The organism is Streptomyces sp. NPDC001137 (assembly GCF_040298885.1).
Taxonomy (GTDB): Bacteria; Actinomycetota; Actinomycetes; order Streptomycetales; family Streptomycetaceae; genus Streptomyces.
Genome location: NZ_JBEPBA010000002.1, coordinates 268448 through 290047, shown reverse-complemented (window position 1 = coordinate 290047; position 21600 = coordinate 268448). Strand labels below are relative to the sequence as shown.

Annotated in this window: 14 protein-coding genes and 1 pseudogene; 8 read left to right on the top strand and 7 right to left on the bottom strand. The window is 72.3% G+C overall.

Features of this window, described 5'->3' with window-relative positions; translation table 11 throughout:
- Positions 1–6 precede the first annotated feature (6 nt).
- Both ABT254_RS04265 and ABT254_RS04260 read left to right on the top strand, forming a co-directional pair.
- Positions 7–1521, top strand: coding sequence for an amidohydrolase (locus ABT254_RS04265; RefSeq protein ID WP_351463330.1), 1515 nt, complete (start codon positions 7–9; stop codon positions 1519–1521).
- A gap of 209 nt (positions 1522–1730) precedes the next feature.
- Positions 1731–2681 carry an NADP-dependent oxidoreductase gene (locus ABT254_RS04260; protein WP_351463328.1) on the top strand — a complete coding sequence of 317 codons (951 nt, stop codon included), beginning with the start codon at positions 1731–1733 and terminating at the stop codon, positions 2679–2681.
- 17 nt (positions 2682–2698) lie between these two features.
- On the opposite strand, the gene ABT254_RS04255 is transcribed toward ABT254_RS04260, so the two are convergent.
- Together ABT254_RS04255 and ABT254_RS04250 are read right to left on the bottom strand one after the other, a co-directional pair.
- Positions 2699–3517: an alpha/beta hydrolase gene (locus tag ABT254_RS04255; RefSeq protein WP_351463326.1), complete on the bottom strand. Its 819-nt coding sequence runs from the start codon at positions 3515–3517 to the stop codon at positions 2699–2701.
- 120 nt (positions 3518–3637) lie between these two features.
- The gene (locus tag ABT254_RS04250; RefSeq protein ID WP_351463324.1) at positions 3638–6382 is read right to left on the bottom strand and encodes a helix-turn-helix transcriptional regulator; all 2745 of its coding nucleotides are present in this window, start codon (positions 6380–6382) and stop codon (positions 3638–3640) included.
- A 313-nt stretch (positions 6383–6695) separates the two neighbouring features.
- Here ABT254_RS04250 and ABT254_RS04245 point away from each other — a divergent pair, with 313 nt between their 5' ends.
- The gene (locus tag ABT254_RS04245) at positions 6696–7475 is read left to right on the top strand and encodes an SDR family NAD(P)-dependent oxidoreductase (RefSeq protein ID WP_351463322.1); all 780 of its coding nucleotides are present in this window, start codon (positions 6696–6698) and stop codon (positions 7473–7475) included.
- Between the two features lie 56 nt (positions 7476–7531).
- On the opposite strand, the gene ABT254_RS04240 is transcribed toward ABT254_RS04245, so the two are convergent.
- A complete protein-coding gene (locus tag ABT254_RS04240) occupies positions 7532–8758 on the bottom strand; it encodes an RNA-guided endonuclease InsQ/TnpB family protein (protein WP_351463320.1) in 1227 nt (408 codons plus the stop codon).
- 263 nt (positions 8759–9021) lie between these two features.
- On the opposite strand from ABT254_RS04240, the gene ABT254_RS04235 reads away from it, so the two are divergent.
- A complete protein-coding gene (locus ABT254_RS04235) occupies positions 9022–9618 on the top strand; it encodes an AMIN-like domain-containing (lipo)protein (RefSeq protein ID WP_502971918.1) in 597 nt (198 codons plus the stop codon).
- 6 nt (positions 9619–9624) lie between these two features.
- On the opposite strand, the gene ABT254_RS04230 is transcribed toward ABT254_RS04235, so the two are convergent.
- The 3 genes from ABT254_RS04230 to ABT254_RS04220 form a co-directional block, all read right to left on the bottom strand.
- Positions 9625–10620, bottom strand: coding sequence for an alpha/beta fold hydrolase (locus ABT254_RS04230; protein ID WP_351463316.1), 996 nt, complete (start codon positions 10618–10620; stop codon positions 9625–9627).
- 534 nt (positions 10621–11154) lie between these two features.
- A complete protein-coding gene (locus ABT254_RS04225; RefSeq protein ID WP_351463314.1) occupies positions 11155–12138 on the bottom strand; it encodes a S1C family serine protease in 984 nt (327 codons plus the stop codon).
- A gap of 103 nt (positions 12139–12241) precedes the next feature.
- Complete coding sequence (locus ABT254_RS04220) at positions 12242–13357, bottom strand: GNAT family N-acetyltransferase (RefSeq protein ID WP_351463312.1); 1116 nt, start codon at positions 13355–13357, stop codon at positions 12242–12244.
- 414 nt (positions 13358–13771) lie between these two features.
- Between ABT254_RS04220 and ABT254_RS04215 the strand changes: the two genes are divergently transcribed.
- The 4 genes from ABT254_RS04215 to ABT254_RS04200 all read left to right on the top strand — a co-directional run bounded on the left by ABT254_RS04215 (position 13772) and on the right by ABT254_RS04200 (position 21210).
- Positions 13772–14839: a glycerophosphodiester phosphodiesterase family protein gene (locus tag ABT254_RS04215; RefSeq protein ID WP_351463310.1), complete on the top strand. Its 1068-nt coding sequence runs from the start codon at positions 13772–13774 to the stop codon at positions 14837–14839.
- Positions 14840–14994: 155 nt separating this feature from the next.
- Positions 14995–16440, top strand: coding sequence for a DUF2079 domain-containing protein (locus tag ABT254_RS04210; protein ID WP_450750655.1), 1446 nt, complete (start codon positions 14995–14997; stop codon positions 16438–16440).
- A gap of 103 nt (positions 16441–16543) precedes the next feature.
- Entirely contained in the window at positions 16544–19441 is a 2898-nt protein-coding gene (locus ABT254_RS04205) for a helix-turn-helix transcriptional regulator (RefSeq protein WP_502971917.1), read from the top strand.
- Positions 19442–19581: 140 nt separating this feature from the next.
- On the top strand, positions 19582–21210 hold the full coding sequence (locus ABT254_RS04200) for a S53 family peptidase (protein ID WP_351463306.1): 1629 nt from the start codon (positions 19582–19584) through the stop codon (positions 21208–21210).
- Between the two features lie 165 nt (positions 21211–21375).
- On the opposite strand, the pseudogene ABT254_RS04195 reads toward ABT254_RS04200, so the two are convergent.
- Positions 21376–21555: pseudogene (locus ABT254_RS04195) on the bottom strand (GntT/GntP/DsdX family permease); the annotation flags it as partial.
- Positions 21556–21600 lie beyond the last annotated feature (45 nt).

Here is a 21600-nt window from a genome sequence, read left to right as displayed (position 1 = left end):
CCCTTGATGACGAGCCTCGACGGCATACCCGGCCCCGCCGCGGACGACCTCGACGCCCCGCCCGCGCTGACGCTCTCCCGAGTGCGGTTGGGCGCCGGTGGGCCGCTGGGCAGTGTGCGCATCGCGGGCGGCCGGGTCGTCGCCGTCGAGGTGGCGAGGGACCTCGGCGGCCCGGTGCTCGACATGGACGGGCGGACCGTGCTGCCGGGCCTGTGGGACGCCCATGTGCACGCGGCGCAGTGGGCCGGCAACCGTCATCGGGTCGATCTCACGGGGCTGGAGTCCGCGCGGGCGGTCGCTGACACCGTACGTCTGCACGCCGTGGGGCTGCCCGCCGACGAGATGGTCATGGGTCAGGGCTTCCGGGACGGCCTGTGGCCGGACACGCCCCACAAGGCGCTGCTCGACTCCGTGTGCCCGGGCCGGCCGGTCGCGCTCATCAGCGCCGATCTGCATGCCGTGTGGCTGAACTCGGCGTGCCTGGCGCTGGTGGGCCGCAGTGACCATGCCACGGGACTGCTGCGCGAGCACGAGTGCTTCGAGGCCATGCGGGCGCTGCCCGAGGTGCCCGACGAGGTCCTCGACCAGTGGGTGGCTGAGGCCTGCCGGGATGCGGCCGCGCGGGGCGTGACGGGCATCATCGACTTCCACTTCTCCGACAACCTCGCGGACTGGGGTCGACGGGCGGCGAGTGCGGCGCCCGCCGTGCGGGTGCAGGCAGCCGTCTACCCCCGGCACCTGGACGCTGTCCTTGAGCGCGGGCTGTCGACGGGTGACCTTCTGCCCGGCACCGGCGGACTGGTCCAGGTCGGCCCGCTCAAGCTGTTCACGGACGGTTCCCTCAACACGCGGACGGCACTGTGCTGCGACCCCTACCCGGGCCTCGAGGGCACGACAGAGGCATACGGCATCCAGGAGACCGCGTACGAGGAGCTGGTCCGTCTGATGCGGCGTGCCGCCGCCCATGGCATCGAGCCCGCCGTGCACGCGATCGGCGACCGGGCCAACACCCTCGCGCTCGACGCGTTCGCGGACGTCGGCTGCCGGGGCCGTATCGAGCACGCCCAGCTGCTGACGGCGGCCGATGTGCCGCGGTTCGCGGAACTGGGCGTCACCGCCGGAGTCCAGCCCGCGCACGCCACCGACGACCGCGATGTGGCCGACCGGCACTGGGCCGGGCGCACCGGGCGCGCCTTCGCCTACGGCGACCTGCTGGCGTCCGGCGCCCGGCTGGAGTTCGGCTCCGACGCTCCCGTCTCCCCGCTCGACCCCTGGCTGGGCATCGCGGCGGCCGTACACCGGACGGACGACGAGCGGCCCGCCTGGCATCCCGAGCAGCGGATCCCGGTGACGGCAGCGCTCGCGGCGTCGGCGCGGGGACGATCGCAGCTGCGGGAAGGCGACGTGGCCGACCTGGTGGTCCTGGACGTGGACCCCTCGGTAGCGGACGCGCGCACGCTGCGGGAGATGCCGGTGCACGCCACCATGCTGGGCGGGCGGTGGACGCACGAGCCGCAGTGACGGCGAACGGCCCTCCCCACAGTCCATTCATGGCGGGTCCCGCAATCCCGGCCCCCTGCGGTCAAGGCTGGTCAGCAGGGTCGGCAACCGGCTCAGTCATCCGACTCAAGCCGCGCAGCGCCGCGAGGACGAACATGGTCAGGTACGGCGATCGACGTGGTCGCGTGTACGCCCGCCCCATTGGCATGCGCCCGGCGAAGGGAGCTCTCATGGACACCACGGCCTCCATGCACGCGGTCCGCGGGCACTCGCGCGGCGGGCCGCAGCAGCTCGTCTACGAGGTCGCGCCGCGGCCGGTGCCCGGGCCGGGCGAGGTGCTCGTCGCCGTCCGGTCGGCCTCGATCACCTCCGGGGAACTGGGCTGGGACGCGACCTGGACGGACAGCTTCGACGGCACGGGCAGCTCCCGTGTGCCGATCGTCCCCGCCAAGGAGGTGTCGGGGACGATCGCCGAACTGGGCTCCGGGGTCTCGGAGTTGTCGGTCGGTGATGACGTGTTCGGTCTGATTCCCTTCACGCGGGACGGTGCGGCGGCGGAGTTCACCGCCGTCCCGGCGGGGGTGCTGGCCGCCAAGCCCGCGGCGCTGTCCCACGACGCCGCGGCCGCGTTGACGCTGGCCGGGCTGACGGCCTGGCAGGGCCTCGTCCGCCACGGCGGCCTCACTACGGGCGGGCGCGTCCTGGTGCACGGCGGCGCGGGCGGGGTGGGCTCCTTCGCGGTGCAGATCGCCGCGGCCCTGGGCGCCTCCGTCACCGCCACCGCCTCGGCCGAAGACACGGAATTCGTACGTGAGCTGGGTGCGGAGCACGTCGTCGACTACGCGAGCGAGCGGTTCGAGGACCAGGTCAAGGATGTCGACCTGGTCCTCGACACGGTCGGCGGCGACACCCAGACCCGCTCCTGGCAGGTGCTGCGGGCCGGGGGTGTGCTCGTCAGCATCGTCGCCCCGCCCGACCCGAGCCGGGCGGGCGGGGCGCGCGGAGTGTTCTTCGTGGTCGAACCGGACCGTGCCGGACTCATCGAGCTCGCCCGGCTGTTCGAGTCCGGGAGGCTGACGTCACGCATCGACCGGGTGGTGCCGCTGGCGGACGCGGCGGGGGCATATGCGGCGCTGGAGCGGGAGCACCGCCGGGGGAAGGTCGTGCTCCGGGTGAGCTGAGGTGTCGTACCGCTTCCTCAGAGCGCGGTGTCCGGCTGCAACCCCTGCTTGCCGAGCCATGCCAGGCAGGCGTCCGCGACCTCCCGCCAGCCGCTGTCCACGGTGAGCGAGTGGCCACGGTCGGCGAACTCCACCAGTTCGGTCACCGCCGTCGAATCCCGGTACTGCTTGAGCGTGGCCTTGGTGACGGCTTCAGGGACGGTGTGGTCACGACCGCCCATGATCAGCAGCAGTGGGCCGCGAGCCTCGTTGCCCGTGTCGACCTTGGCCGGCGAGTGCGGGGAGAAGTTGGCCGCGGCGGCCTCGAACAGCGGCTTTCCCGGCGCCGGAATGGTCCAGCGTTCGTACAGCGCGTCGGACTCCTCGGCCGCCACCGCGTTGCCGAAGGCGAAGCGGAACTGCTCGGCGGTGAGCGACACCGCGCGGTGCCGGTTGGCCGGGTTGGCGAAGACCGGGAAGGTGGAGCGCAGTGCCGACAGCGGCAGCGGGAGCACGCCCTTGATCTGGGCCGCGTCGATGGCGATCGCGGCCGCCGCGCGGTCCTGGCCGAGCAGCTTCTGGGCGATCAGCCCGCCGAAGGAGTGACCGATGAGCACGGGCCGTTCGGGCAGCTCGTCGATGACGGCCGCGTAGTGCTCCACGACGTCGTCGATGCCGCGGTCGGCGATGGAGTCCGGGTCGGCCCGCGCGAGTTCGACGGTCTCGGCGACGCCGGGCCAGCCGGGCGTGAGAGTCCGGTGGCCCGCGGCCTCGAACAGCTCCTGCCAGGGTGCCCAGGAAGTCGGGTGCAGCCAGAGGCCGTGGATGAAGACGACGGGTGGGGCGGTGCCGGCCATGATCGGGTCCTTCCGCCGGTTCGGGGTCGGTCGACGGGCGCCAGGAGGCATGCGTCCGTGTCGCATGCTCCTCCGCTCGGCGCTGCCTTCGCTTGAGTCAGGTGACTGCCCGCGCGGCCGTCAGGGCACGCCGGGTCCCAGCCGGGAGGCGAGCTGTGCCCGCGAGGTGATGCCGAGTTTGGGGAAGACGCGGTAGAGGTGGGAGCCGATCGTGCGGGGCGAGAGACAGAGCCGTTCGCCGATCTGCCGGTTGGACAGTCCTTCGGCCGCCAGTCGGGCGATCTGCAGCTCCTGGGGAGACAGCGCGTCCTGGACCCTGGCGGTGCGGTCGGCCACCCGCTCCCCGGTGGCCCGGAGTTCGCCCCGCGCCTGGTCCGCCCAGGCGCTCGCGCCGATGAGGTCGAGGGTGGTCCGGGCCGACCGCAGCGGCCCCCTGGCTTCTACGGCCCGGCGGTGGCGCCGCAGCCAACTGCCGTACGCCAGCTCGGTCTTGGCCCTGACCAAAGGCCAGCGGCCCAGGTCCTGGCGCAGGGCCGACAGATAGAGCTTCTCGGCATCGGCGTCGTCGGCGAGCACCGCGCGGGCGTGGGCCAGCTGGACGTGCAGCAGCGGCGCACTCGTGAGCTCGGCGACCTCCTCAAGACCGGCGATCACCGCTCGCGCCTGTTCGCGGTGACCGCTCTGGGCGGCGGCCTCGGCGAGGAACATCACCCCGTCGAAGCACTCGCGCCGGTGGTGGCTGGGATCGGCCGGGTCGAAAAGACGGCACAGCTCGTCGTACGCCTCGTGCGGGCGCCCGGCCGTCAGCCACGTCAGGCCCTTGGCGAGCTGCACGCAGGCCAGCAGGTTGTTGAGCCGGCGGTCGTGGGCGGCGGCCTCGGCGACGGCGGCCAGTTCCAGCGCGTGCTGTCCCTGCCCGCGCAGGCCGGCGGCGATGGCCTCGAGGCTTCTGGATCCGGTGCTCCAGATCGGCTGCCCGGTGTCCCGGGCGACCCGCAGTCCCTCCTCCGCCGCGGTCGCGGCTCGCTCCCAGTCGCCCAGCCAGAGGTGGTCGCCGATCTGCATGCTCAGCACATGGGAGAGCAGTCCGAGGCGGCCCTGCTCGCGCAGTTTCAGTTCGGCCCGCCCCAGGAGGTCGACCGCGAGGGTGAGATCGCCGACGGCGTGGGCCGCCATGCCGAGCAGGCGCAGCTGGTCGGGGTCGGTGACCCGGGCCGGGCCGGCCCGGGTCAGCAGGTCGCGGACGGCTCTGCCGCGCAGCAGAGGTTCGGCCACGCCGACGGCCGCGATGCCCCGCGGATCGTCCAGTGCGCCGGGGAGCGCTTCGGTGACGGCGACGACGCGGGCCCGCGCCTCGGGTCCGGTCTCGGCCCACCAGCAGCGCAGTGCCGCGCCCAGCAGCAGATTGAGGGCGAGGTCCCGGTCACCGGCCGCCGCGGACCGCTCCGCCACGGCGCACAGTTCGAAGACGCGGACGGCATCACCGGGCACGCCGTCCTCGAAGATCTCGCGGAGCCACGCCATCCGGGCCCGGTCCAGCTCCGACAGCGCGGTCCGCTCCGCCGCCGTGACCAGCCGGTCCACCAGGTCCGCACGGCCCAGCCCGAAGGCGTGCTCGGCGGCCAGCAGCAGGCGGCGCCCGCGCGTGGCGGAGCCGGTGCTGAGCTGGGCGGAACGCTCCAGCGCCCAGATCGCCGCGGTGACGGAACCCCGGCGCAGCGACACGGTGTGGCTGGCCTCGAGTTCGTCGGCGACCTGGTCGTCGGGGCCGACGATCGACTGGGCGCGGTGCCAGGTACGGCGGTACGGCTCGTCGACCAGTACGTCGGCCAGGGCGGCGTTGGCCGCCAGCCGGCGAATGGACGGTTCGGACTGCAGGACGGCGGATCTGACCAGCGGGTGACGGAAGCGCAGCCGTGCCTCGTCGAAGTGGAGAAGGCCGGCGGCCGCGGCGGGGCCCAGGACCTGGACGGTGAGGTCGTGCCCGGCCAGCAAAGAGGCGGCGGCGAGGATCTCCGGCAGCTGCTCCTCGTAGTCGACGGCGGCCACCAGGACGGCATCCCGAGTGGGCTGCGGCAGTTCCAGGACGCGGCCGGCGAAGGCGCGCTCCAGACGATCGGTGAGCGGCAGCAGCAGCCGGACCGGGTCCCCGCCCGCGAGCGGCGGCCTGGTGCGCCATGCCGTCGGGAGCTCCACCAGCGCGAGCGGGTTGCCGAGCGCCTCCCGCAGGATCTGCTGCCGTACGGCAGGGGGCAGGTCGTCCGCGCCGGCGTCCAGCAGCCGGCGCGCCGCGGTGTCGTCCAGGGCGGTCACGGTGAGCTCGGGCACGCCGGCGTCGAGGAAGGGCCCCGTGTGACCCGCCCGTACGGTCCCCACCACGGCCAGCGGGTCGCGGCCCACGCGCCGCGCGATGAACGCCAGCGCTTCCTGGGTGGGGTGATCCAGCCACTGCACGTCGTCGACGGCCACCAGGACCGGCCGTACGGCGGCGGCCCCGGCCAGCAGGCCCAGCGCCGCGAGCGCGATCAGGAACGGTTCGGGCGGCGGCCCGTCCTCGGCGCCGAAGGCCGACATCAGCGCCCCGCGCTGCGGCGCGGGCAGCGCCTCGGCGGTGCCGACGAGGGGCCGTAGAAGCTGGTGCAGCCCCGCGTAGGGCAGCCGCGCCTCGCACTCGGCACCGGTCGTCTCCAGGACCTCGGTGCCCGCCTCCCGCGCGAGCCGGACCGCGGCGCGCAACAGCGAGGACTTGCCGATGCCCGCGGCACCGGCGATGACCAGTGCACCGCCGCCCTCGGGGAGCCGTCCGACCAGCTCCGCCAAGGTCCGCAGTTCCGTGTCGCGCCCCACCAGGTCCAGTTCGTCCATGCTCCCCCGCGTTTCGGCAGTGACCGGGCGAGACCGAGGCGAACGGCTCGCGGGGCGGCGGCCCCTTTCCCATCTTGAGCTGGGGCCCGCTCATCTCGCGACCTTTCCGCCCATCCTGTGGCAGCCGGTGCGCGCGGTGCGTGTCGCACGGCGGGAGAGCGCCGACTGGTGCGTGCGTCGGCGGAAAACAGGTGGGCGCGGCGCCGGGGAAACAGTCGCATGACCGAAGCCGGTCCCTCGGCCTTGCCCATACGGTCGGCTCGGTGGGCGGCGAGCGCCCCGGCTCCCTCCCGGACACGTCAAGGAGCAGGTCATGGACCATGAACTCGACGGTCAGGTCGCCGTCGTCACCGGAGCCAGCCGCGGCATCGGCCTCGCCGTCGTACGGGCGCTGGCGGGTGAGGGGGCCAGGGTGGTCGCGGGTGCCCGCCACTCGTCGGGCGAGCTGGACGAGTTGGCCAAGACCGACGCCGTCGAGGTCGTCGAGGTCGACCTCGCCACGGAGTCGGGCCCTGCCCGGCTGGTCGCGCGGGCGGGCGACCGCGTGGACATCCTCGTCAACAACGTCGGTGCCGCGCCCGTGCGGCCCGAAGGGTTCCTGAGCATCACCGACGAGGACTGGCTGGCCTCGCTCACCCTCAACCTGCTGGCGGCCGTCCGCACGACCCGCGCCACGCTTCCCGTCATGCTCGCGCGGGGCAGCGGCAGCATCGTGAACATCGCCTCGGTGAACGCCGCGCTGCCCGATCCCCTGGTGCTCGACTACAGCACGGCCAAGGCGGCGCTGCTCGCCTTCTCCAAGGGCCTGTCGAAGGAGGTGGGCGCCCGCGGGATCCGCGTCAACACGGTCAGCCCCGGCCCGGTCGCCACCGATCTGTGGCTGGGCGACGACGGTGTGGCGGCCACGGTGAGCCGGGCGACCGGCGCCGATCCGTCGACGGTGCGGGCGGGTGCCGCGCACGCGATGGTCACCGGCCGGTTCTCGCAGCCAGACGAGGTCGCGGACGCCGTACTGTTCCTCGCCGGGGCCCGGGCCGCGAACACGGTGGGTACCGATGTGCGGGTCGACGGCGGATTCATCCCGACCTGTTGACTTGCTCCTCGGGCTGAAGCCCGAGGATTCTGGCCTTCCGGTCCGGTGCTGTGCCGCTACGCGGCACGGCCTGCGGACCGGATTCCGTGGCTTCCTGCTTCATCGCGCGGTGCCGGAACATGTTCCGGTCTTACCCGCGCTCCACAGGCTGTCACCGCCAGTCCGGCGGCCTTGATGTTCTTCGCGGCGTTGTGGTCCCGGTCGTGGACCGTCCCGCACCCAGGGCAGGTCCACTCCCGCACGTGCAGGGGCTTGGGCCCGTCCTTGATCCCACAGGCGGAGCACACCTGACTCGTGGGCTGGAACCGTCCGATCATGACAAACGTCCGGCCATACCGTGCCGCCTTGTAATCGAGCATGGACACGAACGTGGACCAGCCCGCATCATGCACGCTCTTGCCCAGCCTCGTGCGCGCCAGCGCCCTGACCGCCAGGTCCTCCACCACGACCGCTTGGTTCTCGCGGATCAGCGTGGTGGAGAGCTGGTGGTGGAACTCGCGGCGTGCGTCAGCCACTTTGGCGTGGGCTCGGGCGACCTTGAGCCGGGCCTTGGCCCGGTTCTCGGATCCCTTCTGCTTGCGGGACAGCTCCCGCCGGGCCCTCTTCAGTTTCTTCTCCGCGCGGCGCAGGAACCGCGGAGAGTCGATCTTCGTGCCGTCGGACAGGACGGCGAAGTGGACCAGGCCCAGGTCGATGCCGACGGCACTGTCGGGGTCCGGCTCGGGCAAGCGGGTCCGGTCCTGCTCCGGGTCGGTGTCGATGACGAAGGATGCGAAGTACCGCCCGGCCGCGTCCTTGGTGACCGTGACGCTGGAAGGGGTCGCGGGCAGCGTGCGCGACCAGCGCACTTTCACCTCGCCGATCTTGGGCAGCACCAGCCTTCCGATCTCGCTGATCTTCCAGCGTGCGTTCGCGGTGAACCGGACCGCCTGCTTTTCGTCCTTACGGGACTTGAAACGGGGCGCCCCTACCCGCGCCCCTTTCCGGGATCCCTTCAGGGAGGCGAAGAAGTTCCGGTAGGCGCTCTCCGCGTCCCGCAGCGACTGCTGCAGCACCACCGCCGACACCTCGCCCAGCCAGTGCCGCTCACGCGTCTGCTTCGCCTCCGTGACCAGCGTCTTCGACAGCGCCGCCGCTGTGGGGAACGCCTCTCCCGCCGCCCGCGCCCGCTCCCGCGCCGCGATCGCGTCGTTGCACCCCACTCGCGCACATCCGAACGCCCTGGCCAGCGCGTTGCGCTGACCAGGCGTCGGGTCGAGACGGAAGGCATACCGAAGCTGCACGACCCGGACGCTAACACCAGCCACTGACAGCGGGACGCAGCCACTGAATCCAGCTCCGCTGGAACGATTCGGCCACGCTCCGCGGCGCCACGCCCAGATTCGCTGCACCACCGGCGTGAACGCGGGTGCACTGCGAATGAATCCCGGTAGCCGGCCGAGCCCGCGTGAGCGCACCCTGGAGATAACCGGCCCGCGACCGCAACCTTTCAGCCATCCCGTATGTCTCATCAAATACCAGTACGAACCACGCTTCGGGGGACGAGATGAGACGAAGCAGAGCAACATACAGCAGGACCGCATGGGCAGCGCTCATGCTCCTGGGTACCGCCATGGGAGCGACCGCGGTTCCGGCCGACGCCGAACCCGCCGTCACCGCCCAGACCGTCACCTGCCCCACCGGCTGGGGCAGCCTCGCCAAGACACGCGCAGCATCCACGACGAAGCCGGTCAAGAACGTCAGGACCGGCCGCCACACCTGCTACGACCGGATGGTCATCGACATCCCCGGAGCGGGCCGGAACAGCCTCGGCTACTCCGTCAGGTACGTCAGCCACCTCTACCAGGACGGATCGGGCCGGCTCATACCCGTCGGCGGCGGCGCCGTCCTCGAGGTGCGGGTGCACGCGCCCAGCTACGACCCCGACACCGGGGCACCCAGCTACCCCGCCCGGGCGGGCCGTCCGCTGCCGGGCGTCGACCTCACCGGGTACCGCGCGTTCCGGGACACGCGGTTCGCCGGCAGCTTCGAGGGCGACACCCAGCTCGGGCTCGGCCTCCGGTCCCGGCTGCCGTTCCGTGTGCTGCGGGTGGACGGCCACGTGATCGTGGACGTGGCCCACACCTGGACGGGCAAGCCCTGACGCACATCAGTCACCAGGAGAGTCGGGAGAATCGAGAGAGCCGAGCCAGTCGATCAGTAGCCGGTTGACCTCCTCGGGGCGTTCCTGCTGGATCCAGTGGCCGCAGCCGTCGAGGACGTGGGAGGAGGTCAGCCCGGGAAGGGTGGTGGGGTATGCCTTGATCGCGTCCGCCAGCCAGGTGGTGGACGCGTCGAGGGATCCGCCCACGAACAACGAGGGCTGCGCGAGGGGGGCGTCGTGGTGGGCGGCCAGATCCTCCCAGTCGCGGTCCATGCTGCGGTAGCGGTTCAAAGCCCCGGTAAGACCGGTCCGTTCGAACTCCCCGGCGAAGACGTAGAGTTCGGCCTCACCGAGCCAGTGCGGCAGACGGCCCGCCGGGAACCTCTCACGCAGCGTCCCGCCGCGGGCGACGAAATGCGGGTCGGGCGCGCCGGGCGGGGGCATGGTGTCGGCGGACAGGGCCGCGTAGAAGCCGGCGAGCCAGCCTCGTACGTCGGGCTCGATCTCGGCCTCGGCCCGGCCGGGGCTCTGGAAGTAGGAGACGTAGAACTCCTCCTCGCCGCCCATTCCCGCGAAGACCTCGCTGGGCCTGGGCCCTCCGGGCGGGGTGTAGGGCACGCTCAGCAGCCCGACCGCGCGGAACACATCGGGCCGCAGCAGAGCCGAGGTGGCGGCGATGGTCGCGCCCCAGTCGTGTCCGACGATCACGGCGGACCGCTCGCCGAGGGCGTCGACCACGGCGACGTTGTCCGCGACCAGGTCGAGCATGCGGTACGCGGCCAGGTCCCCGGGTTTGGAGGAACGGCCGTAGCCGCGGACGTCGAGGGCCACCGCACGGTAACCGGCGGCGGCCAGCGCCGGGAGCTGGTGCCGCCACGAGTACCAGAACTCCGGAAACCCGTGTACAAGCAGTACCAGGGGCCCACTGCCCTGCTCGACCAGGTGGGCACGGCCGGCGGGCGAGGGCACAAGGCGGTGGTGGGCGGCTGGAGTCTGCGGCATGGGTCCCTCCCGGGACTAGCGTGACCGGAGGCGCGGGCGACGATCATGCCGGGTGCGCGGCGATGCGGTCGATGCCTGTTGCCGTTTCAGCAAAACGGCAAACCCGCGCAAGCCCGGATACTGCGCGGCGGGCGCGAGTGCCGTCCGGCGGGCCTTGCCGTGGGGCCGCAGCCCACGCGCTGGTCGCAGGTCCGGTAGGGGGCTGCGGGCCCATGGCCGGGCGGCGGGACCCATCGCCGGGCGCCTTGGCGGGCCCGAGTTCGGGTGCTGAGCCACGGGCGCCCATGCCTCGACGAGCGCAGGCGCTGGAGGCGGAAGCCTGCGCCGGGCCGCAAGACGCAAGCCCCCATCCCATCGAACCACTCGGACGCCAGACACCGCGCGCCCGGGCCAGACCGCGAGCCCAGGCGCCAGCCGCGGGGCAAGCGCCCCCCTTACGGGGATGCGATGCCGAGCCGCAAGCCCCCGTACCGGCGCGGGCGCCGGCCGCGGAGCAGGGGATCCGTCGGTCGGCGTGTCGGGATTCTCGGCCGCTCAGTCGTCCGCGATCAGTTCCACGGGTGTGGCGATGACGTCCACCAGGGCGTCGCCGCGCAGTGCGGTGAGGGCGAGGGGGCGTCCTATGGCGTCCTCGAGCATCAGCCGCTGCAGGGCCTGGGCGCTGGTCACCGGTTCGCCGTGGGCGGTGATGAGCAGGTCGCCGTCCCGCAGTCCGGCGCGGGCGGCGGGAGACGCGGGCACGACCTCGACGATCCGCAGGCCCGTGGGGCGGCCGGTGCGTGCCCGCAGCAGGGGCGGCAGCGGCGCGGGGATGCCGGCGAGGCCGAGGTAGGCGCGGCGGACTCTGCCGTCGGAGAGCAGGGTCGCGATGATCCGGCGGCTGGTGGCGTTCACCGGGACGGCGAGGCCCAGGCCGACGTCGGCGATGGCGGTGTTGATGCCGACGACGCTGCCGTCCGCCGTGGCGAGGGCCCCGCCCGAGCTGCCGGGGTGAAGGGTGGCGTCGGTCTGGACGACGTCGTCGATGACGCGGGTCGCCGGGCCCGCGCTCGCCGGCAGCGACCGGCCCAGCGCGCTGACCACTCCGGCGGTGACGCTGCCGGCCAGCCCGAGGGGGTTGCCGACCGCCACGACCAGCTGTCCCACCCGTAGGGCGTCGGCCTCACCGAGCCGGGCCGGGGGCGGGGTCGGCCCGTCGGCGCGGACCACCGCGAGGTCGGAGAGCGGGTCGGCGCCGATGACATGGAAGGGGGTGGTCGTGCCGTCGGCGAAGTGCGCCGTACCGGCGTCGGAGTGCCCCACGACATGGGCGTTGGTGAGCAGGAATCCGTCGTCGGTGAAGACCACCGCGGAGCCGGTCCCCATGACGAATCGACCTCGGGAGCGGCGGTGGGCGACGCTCAGGGCCGCCACCTTCGGGGTGAGTTCGGCGGCGACGGAGGTGACGATCTGCGAGTAGGAGTCGAGCGCGGCCTGCTCCTGACGGGAGCGGTCGGGCTCGGAAAGTGTCTCGGCCACGAGTCGACCTTTCCGCTGGCCCAAGGGCTGCATGTATTACATGCTTACACCCCTGCTCGCACAGGCGGACCGGACTTCGCTTCAGGCTGACGTCGGCCTCTGTTCAGCGTGTGCGGGGCCCCGCGGTGCCGGAGTCCGCGCGCCCCGAGGTGCGCAGGGTGCCGACCGTCTTCAGCAGACGGTCGGCGGGCGCGCGCAGCTCGGGGTGGGCGTTGACCGTGTTCCGCAGGCCCCGCACGGGTCTGCGCCACAGCCGGTGGGCCGCCGCGACCGGATGGGGGCGGCTGGCGAACCCTTCCGCCACCCGCAGCTCGCGGGTCTTGAGCCAGTCCTTGTACTCCTTGTCGCCGCGCCCCAGGTCCATCAGCGTCACCCCGTTCCGGGCGGCCGCCTCGGCGGTGCGCAGATGCATCATCAACCCGGGCGAGTAGTAGTGCAGGTCGGGGTCGTAGGCGGTGAACCAGGCGGCCAGCACGGTGCGCGACCTGGGCCCGAAGTGCGCGGCCACCGGCCGGTCGCCCGCGTAGAGCACCGACAGCACACCGGTGAAGTGCTCCTCGCGGACCTCGAAGAGATGGTCCACCAGGTCGACTATCCACGGCCGCGAGAAGCGGTCCATGCGGCCCGTCCTGCGGTACTGGGCGGACTTCCACTGCATGAGCCGGCGCAGCATCCGCGGATCGCGCTCGTCGAACTCGAAGCGCACCTCGCCCACGTCGCGCCCGAGCCGGCGTTCCTTCTTCAGCGTCGTCTTGGCCAGCCCCGGGTACGCACCGCGCAGCCATGGCGCGTAGCCGCTCTCGTCGGGCTTCAGATCGATGACCGGGGAGGCGAACGTCCCCGTGACATGCCGCCCGAACGGCTTTTGTTCCGCCACGAGATGGTCGAACTCGAAGATGGACAGCCCGCAGGCCTTCAGCAGTTCCTGGGCGTCCCAGGTGACTCCGGGGCGGTGCACCAGCGCCTGGCAGTCGGACAGGCCGAGCCCGACGGCGCGGCCGACGCCGAAAGCGTTGCGTTCGTACGGGAAGAAGCCGACCGGCGCCCCGTCCTTGCGCAGGACGGCGATCCGGGTGCCGGCGTGATGTCTGCCGATCCCGAGGGCGAACTCCGGGGCCAGGAAAGGATTGGCGTACTCGGGGGACTCGTCCATCGCCGCATGCCACGCCGTACGCAGCGAGGTGCTCAGTTCGTCGACTCTGTGGATCGTGACGTCCACGTCAGATCATCCGCCCTTCCCCAGGCTCCGCGAGGGACGACCCGGCCGCAGGGCAGGCCGGGAGAGCGTGTGGACCCCTGCTGATTGATCGCATCCGCGACCGCTCCCCCCGTGACGTCCCCCCGCGGCGCGCTGTCCGCGTCGTACCACGTTCCTTGAGTATCCGCCGGTTCCCGGCCGTGTACACGGTCGTTCCGCGGTTGATCCTCGGGTTCCGAACTGTCCGCCGAGGATCAAACGTCGCGAAACAGTACGCATGTTGTCAAGAGTGCCTGCCGCTACAAAACGGCAGCAGAAGAACTGCTCCTTGCCGCGCACGTACATTTCACGCCGTCCTCATGTGCGGGCCGTTTCACCGGGCCGGGGTCCAACTAGCGTCGTGCACTGGCCCGAACCGACCCGAGTGAGGTTTCGATGTCCGCAAGACACACCCTCGCCGCCCTGGCACTGGCTCCCCTGCTCGTCTTCCCGGCGGCCACCCATGCGGCGACGTACGACGGCTCCCGCGTGCCGGCCGGGAAGAAGCACTTCGACCTGCAGGCGCACCGCGGCGGCATCGGCATGACGACCGAGGAGTCCCTGGAGGGATTCGGCAAGGCGATGCGTCTTGGGGTGTCCACCCTGGAACTCGACACCCAGATCACCAAGGACGAGAAGGTCGTCGTCAACCACGACCGGCAGGTCAGCGCCCAGAAGTGCCGTGACACGGCACCCGTGACGCCGGGCGACCCGATGTATCCGTACGTCGGGAAGTACATCAAGGACCTCACGCTGGCCCAGATCAAGACCATGGACTGCGGCTACCAGCAGCTGCCCGGGTTTCCCGAGCAGGAGGTGGTCAAGGGGTTCCGGATGGTCGAGCTGAAGGACGTCCTGAACCTGGTCAGGAGCTATCACGCGCGGCAGCTCAAGCTGAACATCGAGACCAAGGTCGAGGCGGGCGCCCCCGAACAGACCGCGCCGCGCGCACTGTTCGTGCGCCGGGTCTACGAGGAGATCCACCGCTCCGGCATCGAGCGCCAGGTCACCATCGAGTCCTTCGACTGGGGCGCGCTGAAGGCGATGCACAAGCTGGCCCCGAGGTGGCCCCTGGTCGCTCTGACGAACTACGACTTCCTCCAGGTCGGCCGGCCCGGCGCCTCGCCGTGGCTCGGCGGGATCGACGCCGACGACTACGGCGGCGACTTCGTGAAGGCGGCCGCCACCGTCCCCGGCGTCAGGGCCCTCTCCCCCAACTACGGCTTCCCGCAGTCCGGCAAGGTCGGCGACCCGGACTTCCGCTTCTACTCCGACCGGACGATGGTCGAGGAGGCCCACGCACGCGGCCTGAAAGTCATCCCGTGGACCTGCGACGATCCGGCCACCGTGGAGGCGCTGATGGACATGGGTGTCGACGGCATCATCACCAACTACCCCAACCATGTACGGCAGATCATGGCCGACCGAGGCATGCCCCTGCCCAGGCCCTACGAGCCCCGCTGACACGGGCACAGCACCGGCACCGCCCGCCCCGGCAGTAAGTGATCTACGTCTCAGCGGGTGAACCGGGGGGCGGCGAACCCGGTCACACCAGATGACGTAGTCATCGAGTGCCCGAGGCGGATGATCCGTGCCGGAGCATAAGGACGCCCCCCACCGTGCCCAAAACCCAGCAGGACACCCCCACTTCGCTCCTGACCGACCCCTCCATACCGGCGCCGGTCGCGCGTCCCCCGCGTGACCGGCGCTCCCGTCCGCCCGGCCGCCGCGATCCCCATCTTCTGGCGACCGCCCTGTTCGCCGCGTACGCGACCCTGTCCCTCCTCCGGTACGAGCATCTGGCGACCCGCTCCTGGGACCTCGGCATCTTCGAGCAGGCGGTCCGCGCGTACGCCCATCTGCAGGCGCCGGTCGTCGATCTGAAGGGGCCCGGGTTCAACATCCTGGGTGATCACTTCAGCCCGGTGCTCGCTCTGCTCGCCCCCGTCCACCGGCTCTTCCCCTCGCCTGTCACGCTGCTTCTCGCCCAGGCCGCCCTCTTCGCGCTGTCGGCCGTGCCGGTGACCCGTGCGGCCGCCGGGCTGCTGGGGCGGCCGCGCGGGCTCGCCCTCGGCCTCGCCTACGGCCTGTCCTGGGGTCTGCAACGGGCCGTGGACTTCGACTTCCACGAGATCTGTTTCGCCGTACCGTTGATCGCCTTCAGCCTGGAGGCGCTGCTGGCCCGCCGGTGGCGGGCCGCACTGTGGTGGGCTCTGCCGCTGGTGCTGGTCAAGGAGGACCTGGGCCTGACGGTGGCGGCCATCGCGCTGGTCGTCGCCCTGCGCTGCCGCCGCTCCTCCCCGCGCACACTCGTGTACGCCCTCGTGGTGGCGGTCCTCGGCATCGCGGCCACCCTGGTCACCCTCACCCTCGTCATCCCCGCCTTCAACACCACCGGTGGCTACGCCTACTGGACCAAGGTCGGCGGCGGCTTCACCCTCTTCGACGGCGCGGACGTCAAACTCCGCACCCTGGCCTGGCTTTTGATCCCCACCAGCGGTCTGCTCGCCCTGCGCTCACCGCTGTTCGTCGTGGCCCTGCCCACCCTGGGCTGGCGCTTCTACTCCGCCGACGACCACTACTGGGGCACCGACTGGCACTACAGCGCGGTCCTGATGCCGGTCGTCGCCCTGGCCCTCGTCGACGCACTCACCCGGGCCCGGGTGAGTCCCCGGCCCTGGCTGCGTTCGTACGCCCAGCACGTGCCCGCGGCGGTCGCCGCAGCCGCCCTGGCCCTGACGACCACGCTGCCCCTGTCCACGCTGACGGAATCCGCCACCTACGACACCCCCGAAGGCGTCCCCCGCATCGAACGCGTCCTGGCCGGCATCCCCGACGGCGCCACGGTCGAGGCCGACATCGGCCCCATCAGCCGCCTCACCTCCCGCTGCCGCGTCTTCTGGGTCGGAGACACCCAGGGCATCACCCCCGACTACATCGCCCTGGACAACACCGGCAAGTGGGTCGGCGACGTCCAGGCATACGCCCACCAGCTGCACCCCGACGCCCGTTACGTGATCGACGACGCCGCCTACGGATACCTCGTCCTCAAACACAGCTCGTGACCGGCAGGCACCGGACGTCGTTGACAATCCGGATCAACCAAGGTTGTCATGTCCACATGCTGCGATGCTCTGGGACCTGCCGCACTCGCCGCGGGTACCGTCATTGAGCGGGCGCCACGCGCTGCTCGACACCGCCCTGGCCACGTTGACGACTCACTCCGGAGTGCTCCTCCACGGCCCGGCGGGCATCGGCAGATCCACGCTTCTGACTGCCCTGGCGGCGTCCCTGGCCGCGCAGGACACGTCATGCACGGTGTTGCACTGCTCGCCCGCCCAGGAGGACGCCCGGCTGCCATTCGCGGGCCTGATCGACCTGTTCACGCGGGTGCCGGAGCACTGCCTCAAGGCCCTGGCGCCCCAGCCCCGGGCAGCCCTGCGGGCGGTCCTGCTGCGCGGCCCGGAGCCGGCCGACGACCAGGCCCGTCTCGCGGTGCGCGTCGCCGTGGTCGACGTCCTGCGCACCCTGGCCGCCACCGGCCCCGTGCTACTGGTGCTCGACGACCTCCAGTGGCTCGACGAGCCGAGCGCCGCGGTGCTCGCCTTCGCCGTACGCCGTCTCGACGGCCTCGCCGTCCGGGTGGTGGCCGCCGAGCGGGTGACCGAGGGCGAGCAGCCCGAACGGGTGCGCTGCTGCCCGCCGGGCACCGTCGAAGTGCCGGTGCCACCCATGACGGACGCCGAGGTGGCCCACCTCGTGCGCACGGCGATCGGCGCCGATCTGCCGCCGGCAGTCCTGCGGGCGGTGCAGGACACCGCTGCCGGAAACCCGTCGTACGCAATGGAGTTGGCGCGAACCGCCCCGCGCGATGCGACATCCGTCGGCTTCGGCCGGGCGCTGCCCGTGCCCGGGAGGCTGCGCGCCCTGCTGCTGGACCGGGTGCGTACGCTGCCGGAGGCCGCGCGGCACACGCTCCTCGTCGCGAGCACCGCCGCCCATCCCAGCCTCACCGTGCTGCGCGCCGCCGGACTTCCCGACCCCGCCGCGGACCTGGTGGAGGCCGAACGGCTCGGTGTCGCTGCGGTCGACGCCGACGGCACCGTACGTTTCAGCCACCCGCTGATCCGGGCAGCCGTCTGTGCCGACGCCCCGGAACACAACCGCCGGCAGGCGCACGCCCTGCTGGCCCGTGCGGTCACCGAGCCCGTGGCGCGGGCCCGCCACCTCGCTCTCGCGCACCCGTACGAGGACGAGGACACCGCGCGCACGCTGATGTCCGCGGCCGAGGCGGCGCGCCGCGACGGCGCACCCGACGCCGCCTTCGAACTGGCCGGACTCGCCGCCCTGCGCACTCCCGACGACCGCCCCGCGGACCGCGCCGACCGGCTGCTGGCCGCGGCCGACTACGCATGCGACGCAGGGCAGTCGGAGGAAGCGGGGCAGGCAGCCGAGACCGTGCTCGCCGGGTCGGGCTCGGCACGGCAGCGGGTGCGGGCCCGGCTGATCCTGCTGCGCAACGCCGGGCAGGCGCTGGGGGGCGCCCGTGACCTGATCCAGGAGGGCCTGCGGGATGCCGACGGCGACCCGCAGGCCGAGGGCTGGCTGCACCACTGGGCGGCCGTACGCGGCCTGCTGTGCGGGGAGTTGACGGAGGCGGCCGGTCATGCCCGACGCGCCGCCCGGCAGGCGGCCCGGGCAGGCGACACCGACACCCGCATCGGCGCCCTCGCCACCCTCGCCCGGGTGCAGTCCCTGGCCGGGGAACCGGCCGCCGCCGGCGCCGCCCTGGAGGAGGCCCTGAGCCTGGCCGGCGGCGCCGAGGCCGGACCGGAGAGCTGGGGGCTGATCCGGATGCGGGCCATCCTCGCCCTGGACTCCGACCGGGTCACCGAGGCCGGACAGCAGGTCGCCGAACTCCTCGCGGACATCGGCGAGTTCGCCGGGGTCGAGGAGGTCATGGCGACCTTGGTGGCGCTGACCCGCATCCAGGTGCGCGCCGGGCACTGCCGGGAGGCACTGCGCACCGCGGCCCGCTGCTCGCGCGCCCTGGCCGAGACGGGCGTACAGACGGCTCCCGCGCTGTATGCGGCAGCACTCGCGGCCACCGCGGGCGGCACCGCCGACGAGGCCCGGCGCCTGGCCGAGCAGGCGGTCAGGGCCTCGGAGGCGGACGGCGACCGGCTGTTCCTGCTGCGGGCGCTTGCGGTGCTCGGACAGGCCGAGCTGCTCGCCGGCGACCCGCGGGGCGCGGCGGCCGCGGCCGAGGCGCTGCACCGCGTCAGGGAGCTCGGTGAGGCGATGGGCGCCGCCGATCCGCCGTTGCTGCACTGGTACGGCGACCTGGCCGAGGCCCTGGTGATCCTGGGCGAGACGGACACCGCCGGGGTGGTGCTCCGCGAGGCACGCACACGGGTGTCCGGCGATGCGCCCGGCAGCGTACTGGCGGCCCTGGAACGGGCGGAGGGGCTGCGGGAGGCAGGGCTCGGCCGGGCGAAGGAGGGGTCGCTGCGACTGCGTGCGGCGGCCGACCGCCTGCGTCACCTCCCTCTGCCCATGGAGCTGGTGCGCACCCTGATCGCGCTCGGCGCGGTCGAACGCCGCGCACGCCGCAGGACCGCGGCACGAGCAGCGCTCGGCGAGGCGCTGGAGACGGCGACACGCATCGGCGCCGCTCCGCTGGCGGCCCGGGCCGGTGACGAGCTGGCGCGGCTGGACGCCGGCGACCGCAGCGGGGAGGCGGGTGCGGGCGGGCCCGAACTCACCCCCACGGAGGCCAGGATCGCCGAACTGGTCGGCGGTGGGGCCACCAACCGGGAAGTCGCCGCGGAGCTGTTCATCAGCGTCAAGACGGTGGAAGGCGCCCTCTCCCGGGTCTACCGCAAGGTCGGTGTCCGCTCGCGCACCGCGCTCGCCCACGCGATGGCGGTCGCCGTCATCGCGTCCGGCGCGGCGGCCGTCACCTCCGGCGGCGACGACGACCAAGCAAGGCCGGCCATGCAGACGGTGACGTCGGGTCAGCCCGGTCGGATCCGGACGGCCCGTGCGCTGGACGGCCGCCGCTGACGTGACATCCGGCGTTCACGTGACATCAGTTGTTAACACGTGAAGCAAGGGTTCCCCCGCTTATGCGGGTGGGGCGGATGTTCCTACGTTGAAGCCGTTCCGACTTCCGGGACACCACCCCCCACCTCCGGAGGACTTCAGTGAAGTCACGTCTGAAACTGCTCGGCCTGGTCACCGTCCCGGCCCTGCTCGCCGCCGCCGTACCCACCGCCTACGCCGTCGGCACCACCCAGCCGCACACCACGCGCGCGGCCGTCACCGGAGATGTCCTCAAGGGACTGAGCAAGAACGCGACCCGCACCGGCCATGTCGCCGCCGGGAAGCGGATATCGGTGGCCATCAGCCTGACACCGAGAAACGACAAGGCGCTCGACACCTTCGTCGCCAAGGTCAGCGATCCTCGGTCGAGCTCCTACGGCCACTACCTGACGAAGGGTCAGTTCGCGGCCCGCTTCGGCCGGACCGCCGCCGAGGTCCGGCAGCTCAAGGACTACCTGCGCGCGCAGGGTCTCACCGTCGGCAAGGTCCACTCGGGCAATCTGCTGGTCGACGCCAGCGGCACCGCCGCCCAGCTGGAGAAGGCCTTCGGCACCAAGCTGTCGACGTGGCAGGACACCGCCTCGGGGCGCTCGTTCTACGCCAACGACACCGCGCCGACGCTCCCGGCCTCCATTGCCTCCCTCGTCAGGGACGTGGCCGGCCTCAACAACCGCCTCAGCCTGCACCACCAGGCGCCCTCCACTGTCACCCCGCACAACGGCCCCGGCGGCGGCTACACCCCGGCGCAGCTCAAGGGCGGCTACAACGTCTCCGGCACGTACACCGGCAGCGGCCAGAAGATCGCACTGATCGAGTTCGACGGCTTCCAGCAGTCCAACATCACCAAGTACGACACCAACTACAGCCTGGGCTCGCCCAACCCGACCGTGCAGAAGGTCGACGGCGGCTCCGGCGCGCTCGGCGACGGCCAGGTCGAGGTCGAGCTGGACATCGAGGTCCTGCACGCGATCGCCCCCAAGGCCGACGTCACGGTCTTCGAAGGCCCCAACTCCGACGCCGGCGAGGTCGACACGTACCAGGCCATCGTCGACAGCGGCATCCCCACCACCTCGATCAGCTGGGGCGCCGCCGAGAGCGCCCGCACCACCTCCAACATCAACGCCGTGGACGCCGTCTTCAAGGCGGGTGCGGCCCAGGGCCTCGGCTTCTACGCGGCCTCCGGCGACGACGGCTCCGACGACGCGGGCGACGGCGGCACCTCCGTCGACTACCCGGCCAGCGACCCGTACGTCACCGGCGTCGGCGGCACCAAGCTGACCGTGACCTCGTCCAACGCCTTCAGCAAGGAGGTGGCCTGGTCCGGCGGTGGCGGCGGCAAGTCCTCCGTCTTCAAGATCCCCAGCTGGCAGACTGCGGTGCAGAAGAGCGCCGGCGGCGGCTTCCGCCAGGTCCCGGACGTCTCGGCGCACGCCAACCCGAGCCCGGGTGTCTCGATCTACTCGCAGGGCTCGTGGTCCTCGGTCGGCGGCACCAGTGCCGCGGCCCCCGAGTGGGCGGCGTTCGCGGCCCTCTACAACCAGCAGGCCGCCGCGGCCGGCAAGGCCAACCTCGGCTTCGCCAACCCGGCCCTCTACTCGGCGAACGGCACCGGCTTCCACGACATCACCAGCGGCAGCAACGGCGCCTACTCCGCGGCCACCGGCTGGGACTTCACCACCGGATGGGGCTCGTACAACGCGGCGACCCTGGCGAGCAAGCTGCTCGGCTGATCCCGAGCGGCTGAGGACGGACTGTGCAGCGCGGGCCGGGAATGCTTCCGGCCCGCGCTGCGGCGTGAACCAGAGAGCGACGATCAAGCCACGACGAGGGCGTACAGAACCGGCAGGTCGACATATCGCCTCGGGATGTATGCCACTGCCGGCGCGCAGGGGGCAAGGACCGCACCGGTCGAGGAGCCGGGTGGCGATCCGCTGGGCGGCGCCGCAGTCCCCCATCGCGCGGCCGACCATGGCGCCGAGACCGGTGGTGAGCATGGTGTCGCCGACCTGGCCGCCGATGCACTGGACAGCACCATAGGAGATCTTCCCGAGCGGCATCCCCCGGACCAAGGCGACGCACCCGGTAGAAGGTGCGGCCGTCACCCATACTGTGCGTACGGA

Bases quoted from the DNA above. Each gene is read 5' to 3' on its own strand.
- ABT254_RS04265 (WP_351463330.1), top strand. From the start codon at position 7: ATGACGAGCCTCGACGGCATACCCGGCCCCGCCGCGGACGACCTCGAC.
- ABT254_RS04260 (WP_351463328.1), top strand. From the start codon at position 1,731: ATGGACACCACGGCCTCCATGCACGCGGTCCGCGGGCACTCGCGCGGC.
- ABT254_RS04255 (WP_351463326.1), bottom strand. From the start codon at position 3,517: ATGGCCGGCACCGCCCCACCCGTCGTCTTCATCCACGGCCTCTGGCTG.
- ABT254_RS04250 (WP_351463324.1), bottom strand. From the start codon at position 6,382: ATGGACGAACTGGACCTGGTGGGGCGCGACACGGAACTGCGGACCTTG.
- ABT254_RS04245 (WP_351463322.1), top strand. From the start codon at position 6,696: ATGGACCATGAACTCGACGGTCAGGTCGCCGTCGTCACCGGAGCCAGC.
- ABT254_RS04235 (WP_502971918.1), top strand. From the start codon at position 9,022: ATGAGACGAAGCAGAGCAACATACAGCAGGACCGCATGGGCAGCGCTC.
- ABT254_RS04230 (WP_351463316.1), bottom strand. From the start codon at position 10,620: ATGCCGCAGACTCCAGCCGCCCACCACCGCCTTGTGCCCTCGCCCGCC.
- ABT254_RS04215 (WP_351463310.1), top strand. From the start codon at position 13,772: ATGTCCGCAAGACACACCCTCGCCGCCCTGGCACTGGCTCCCCTGCTC.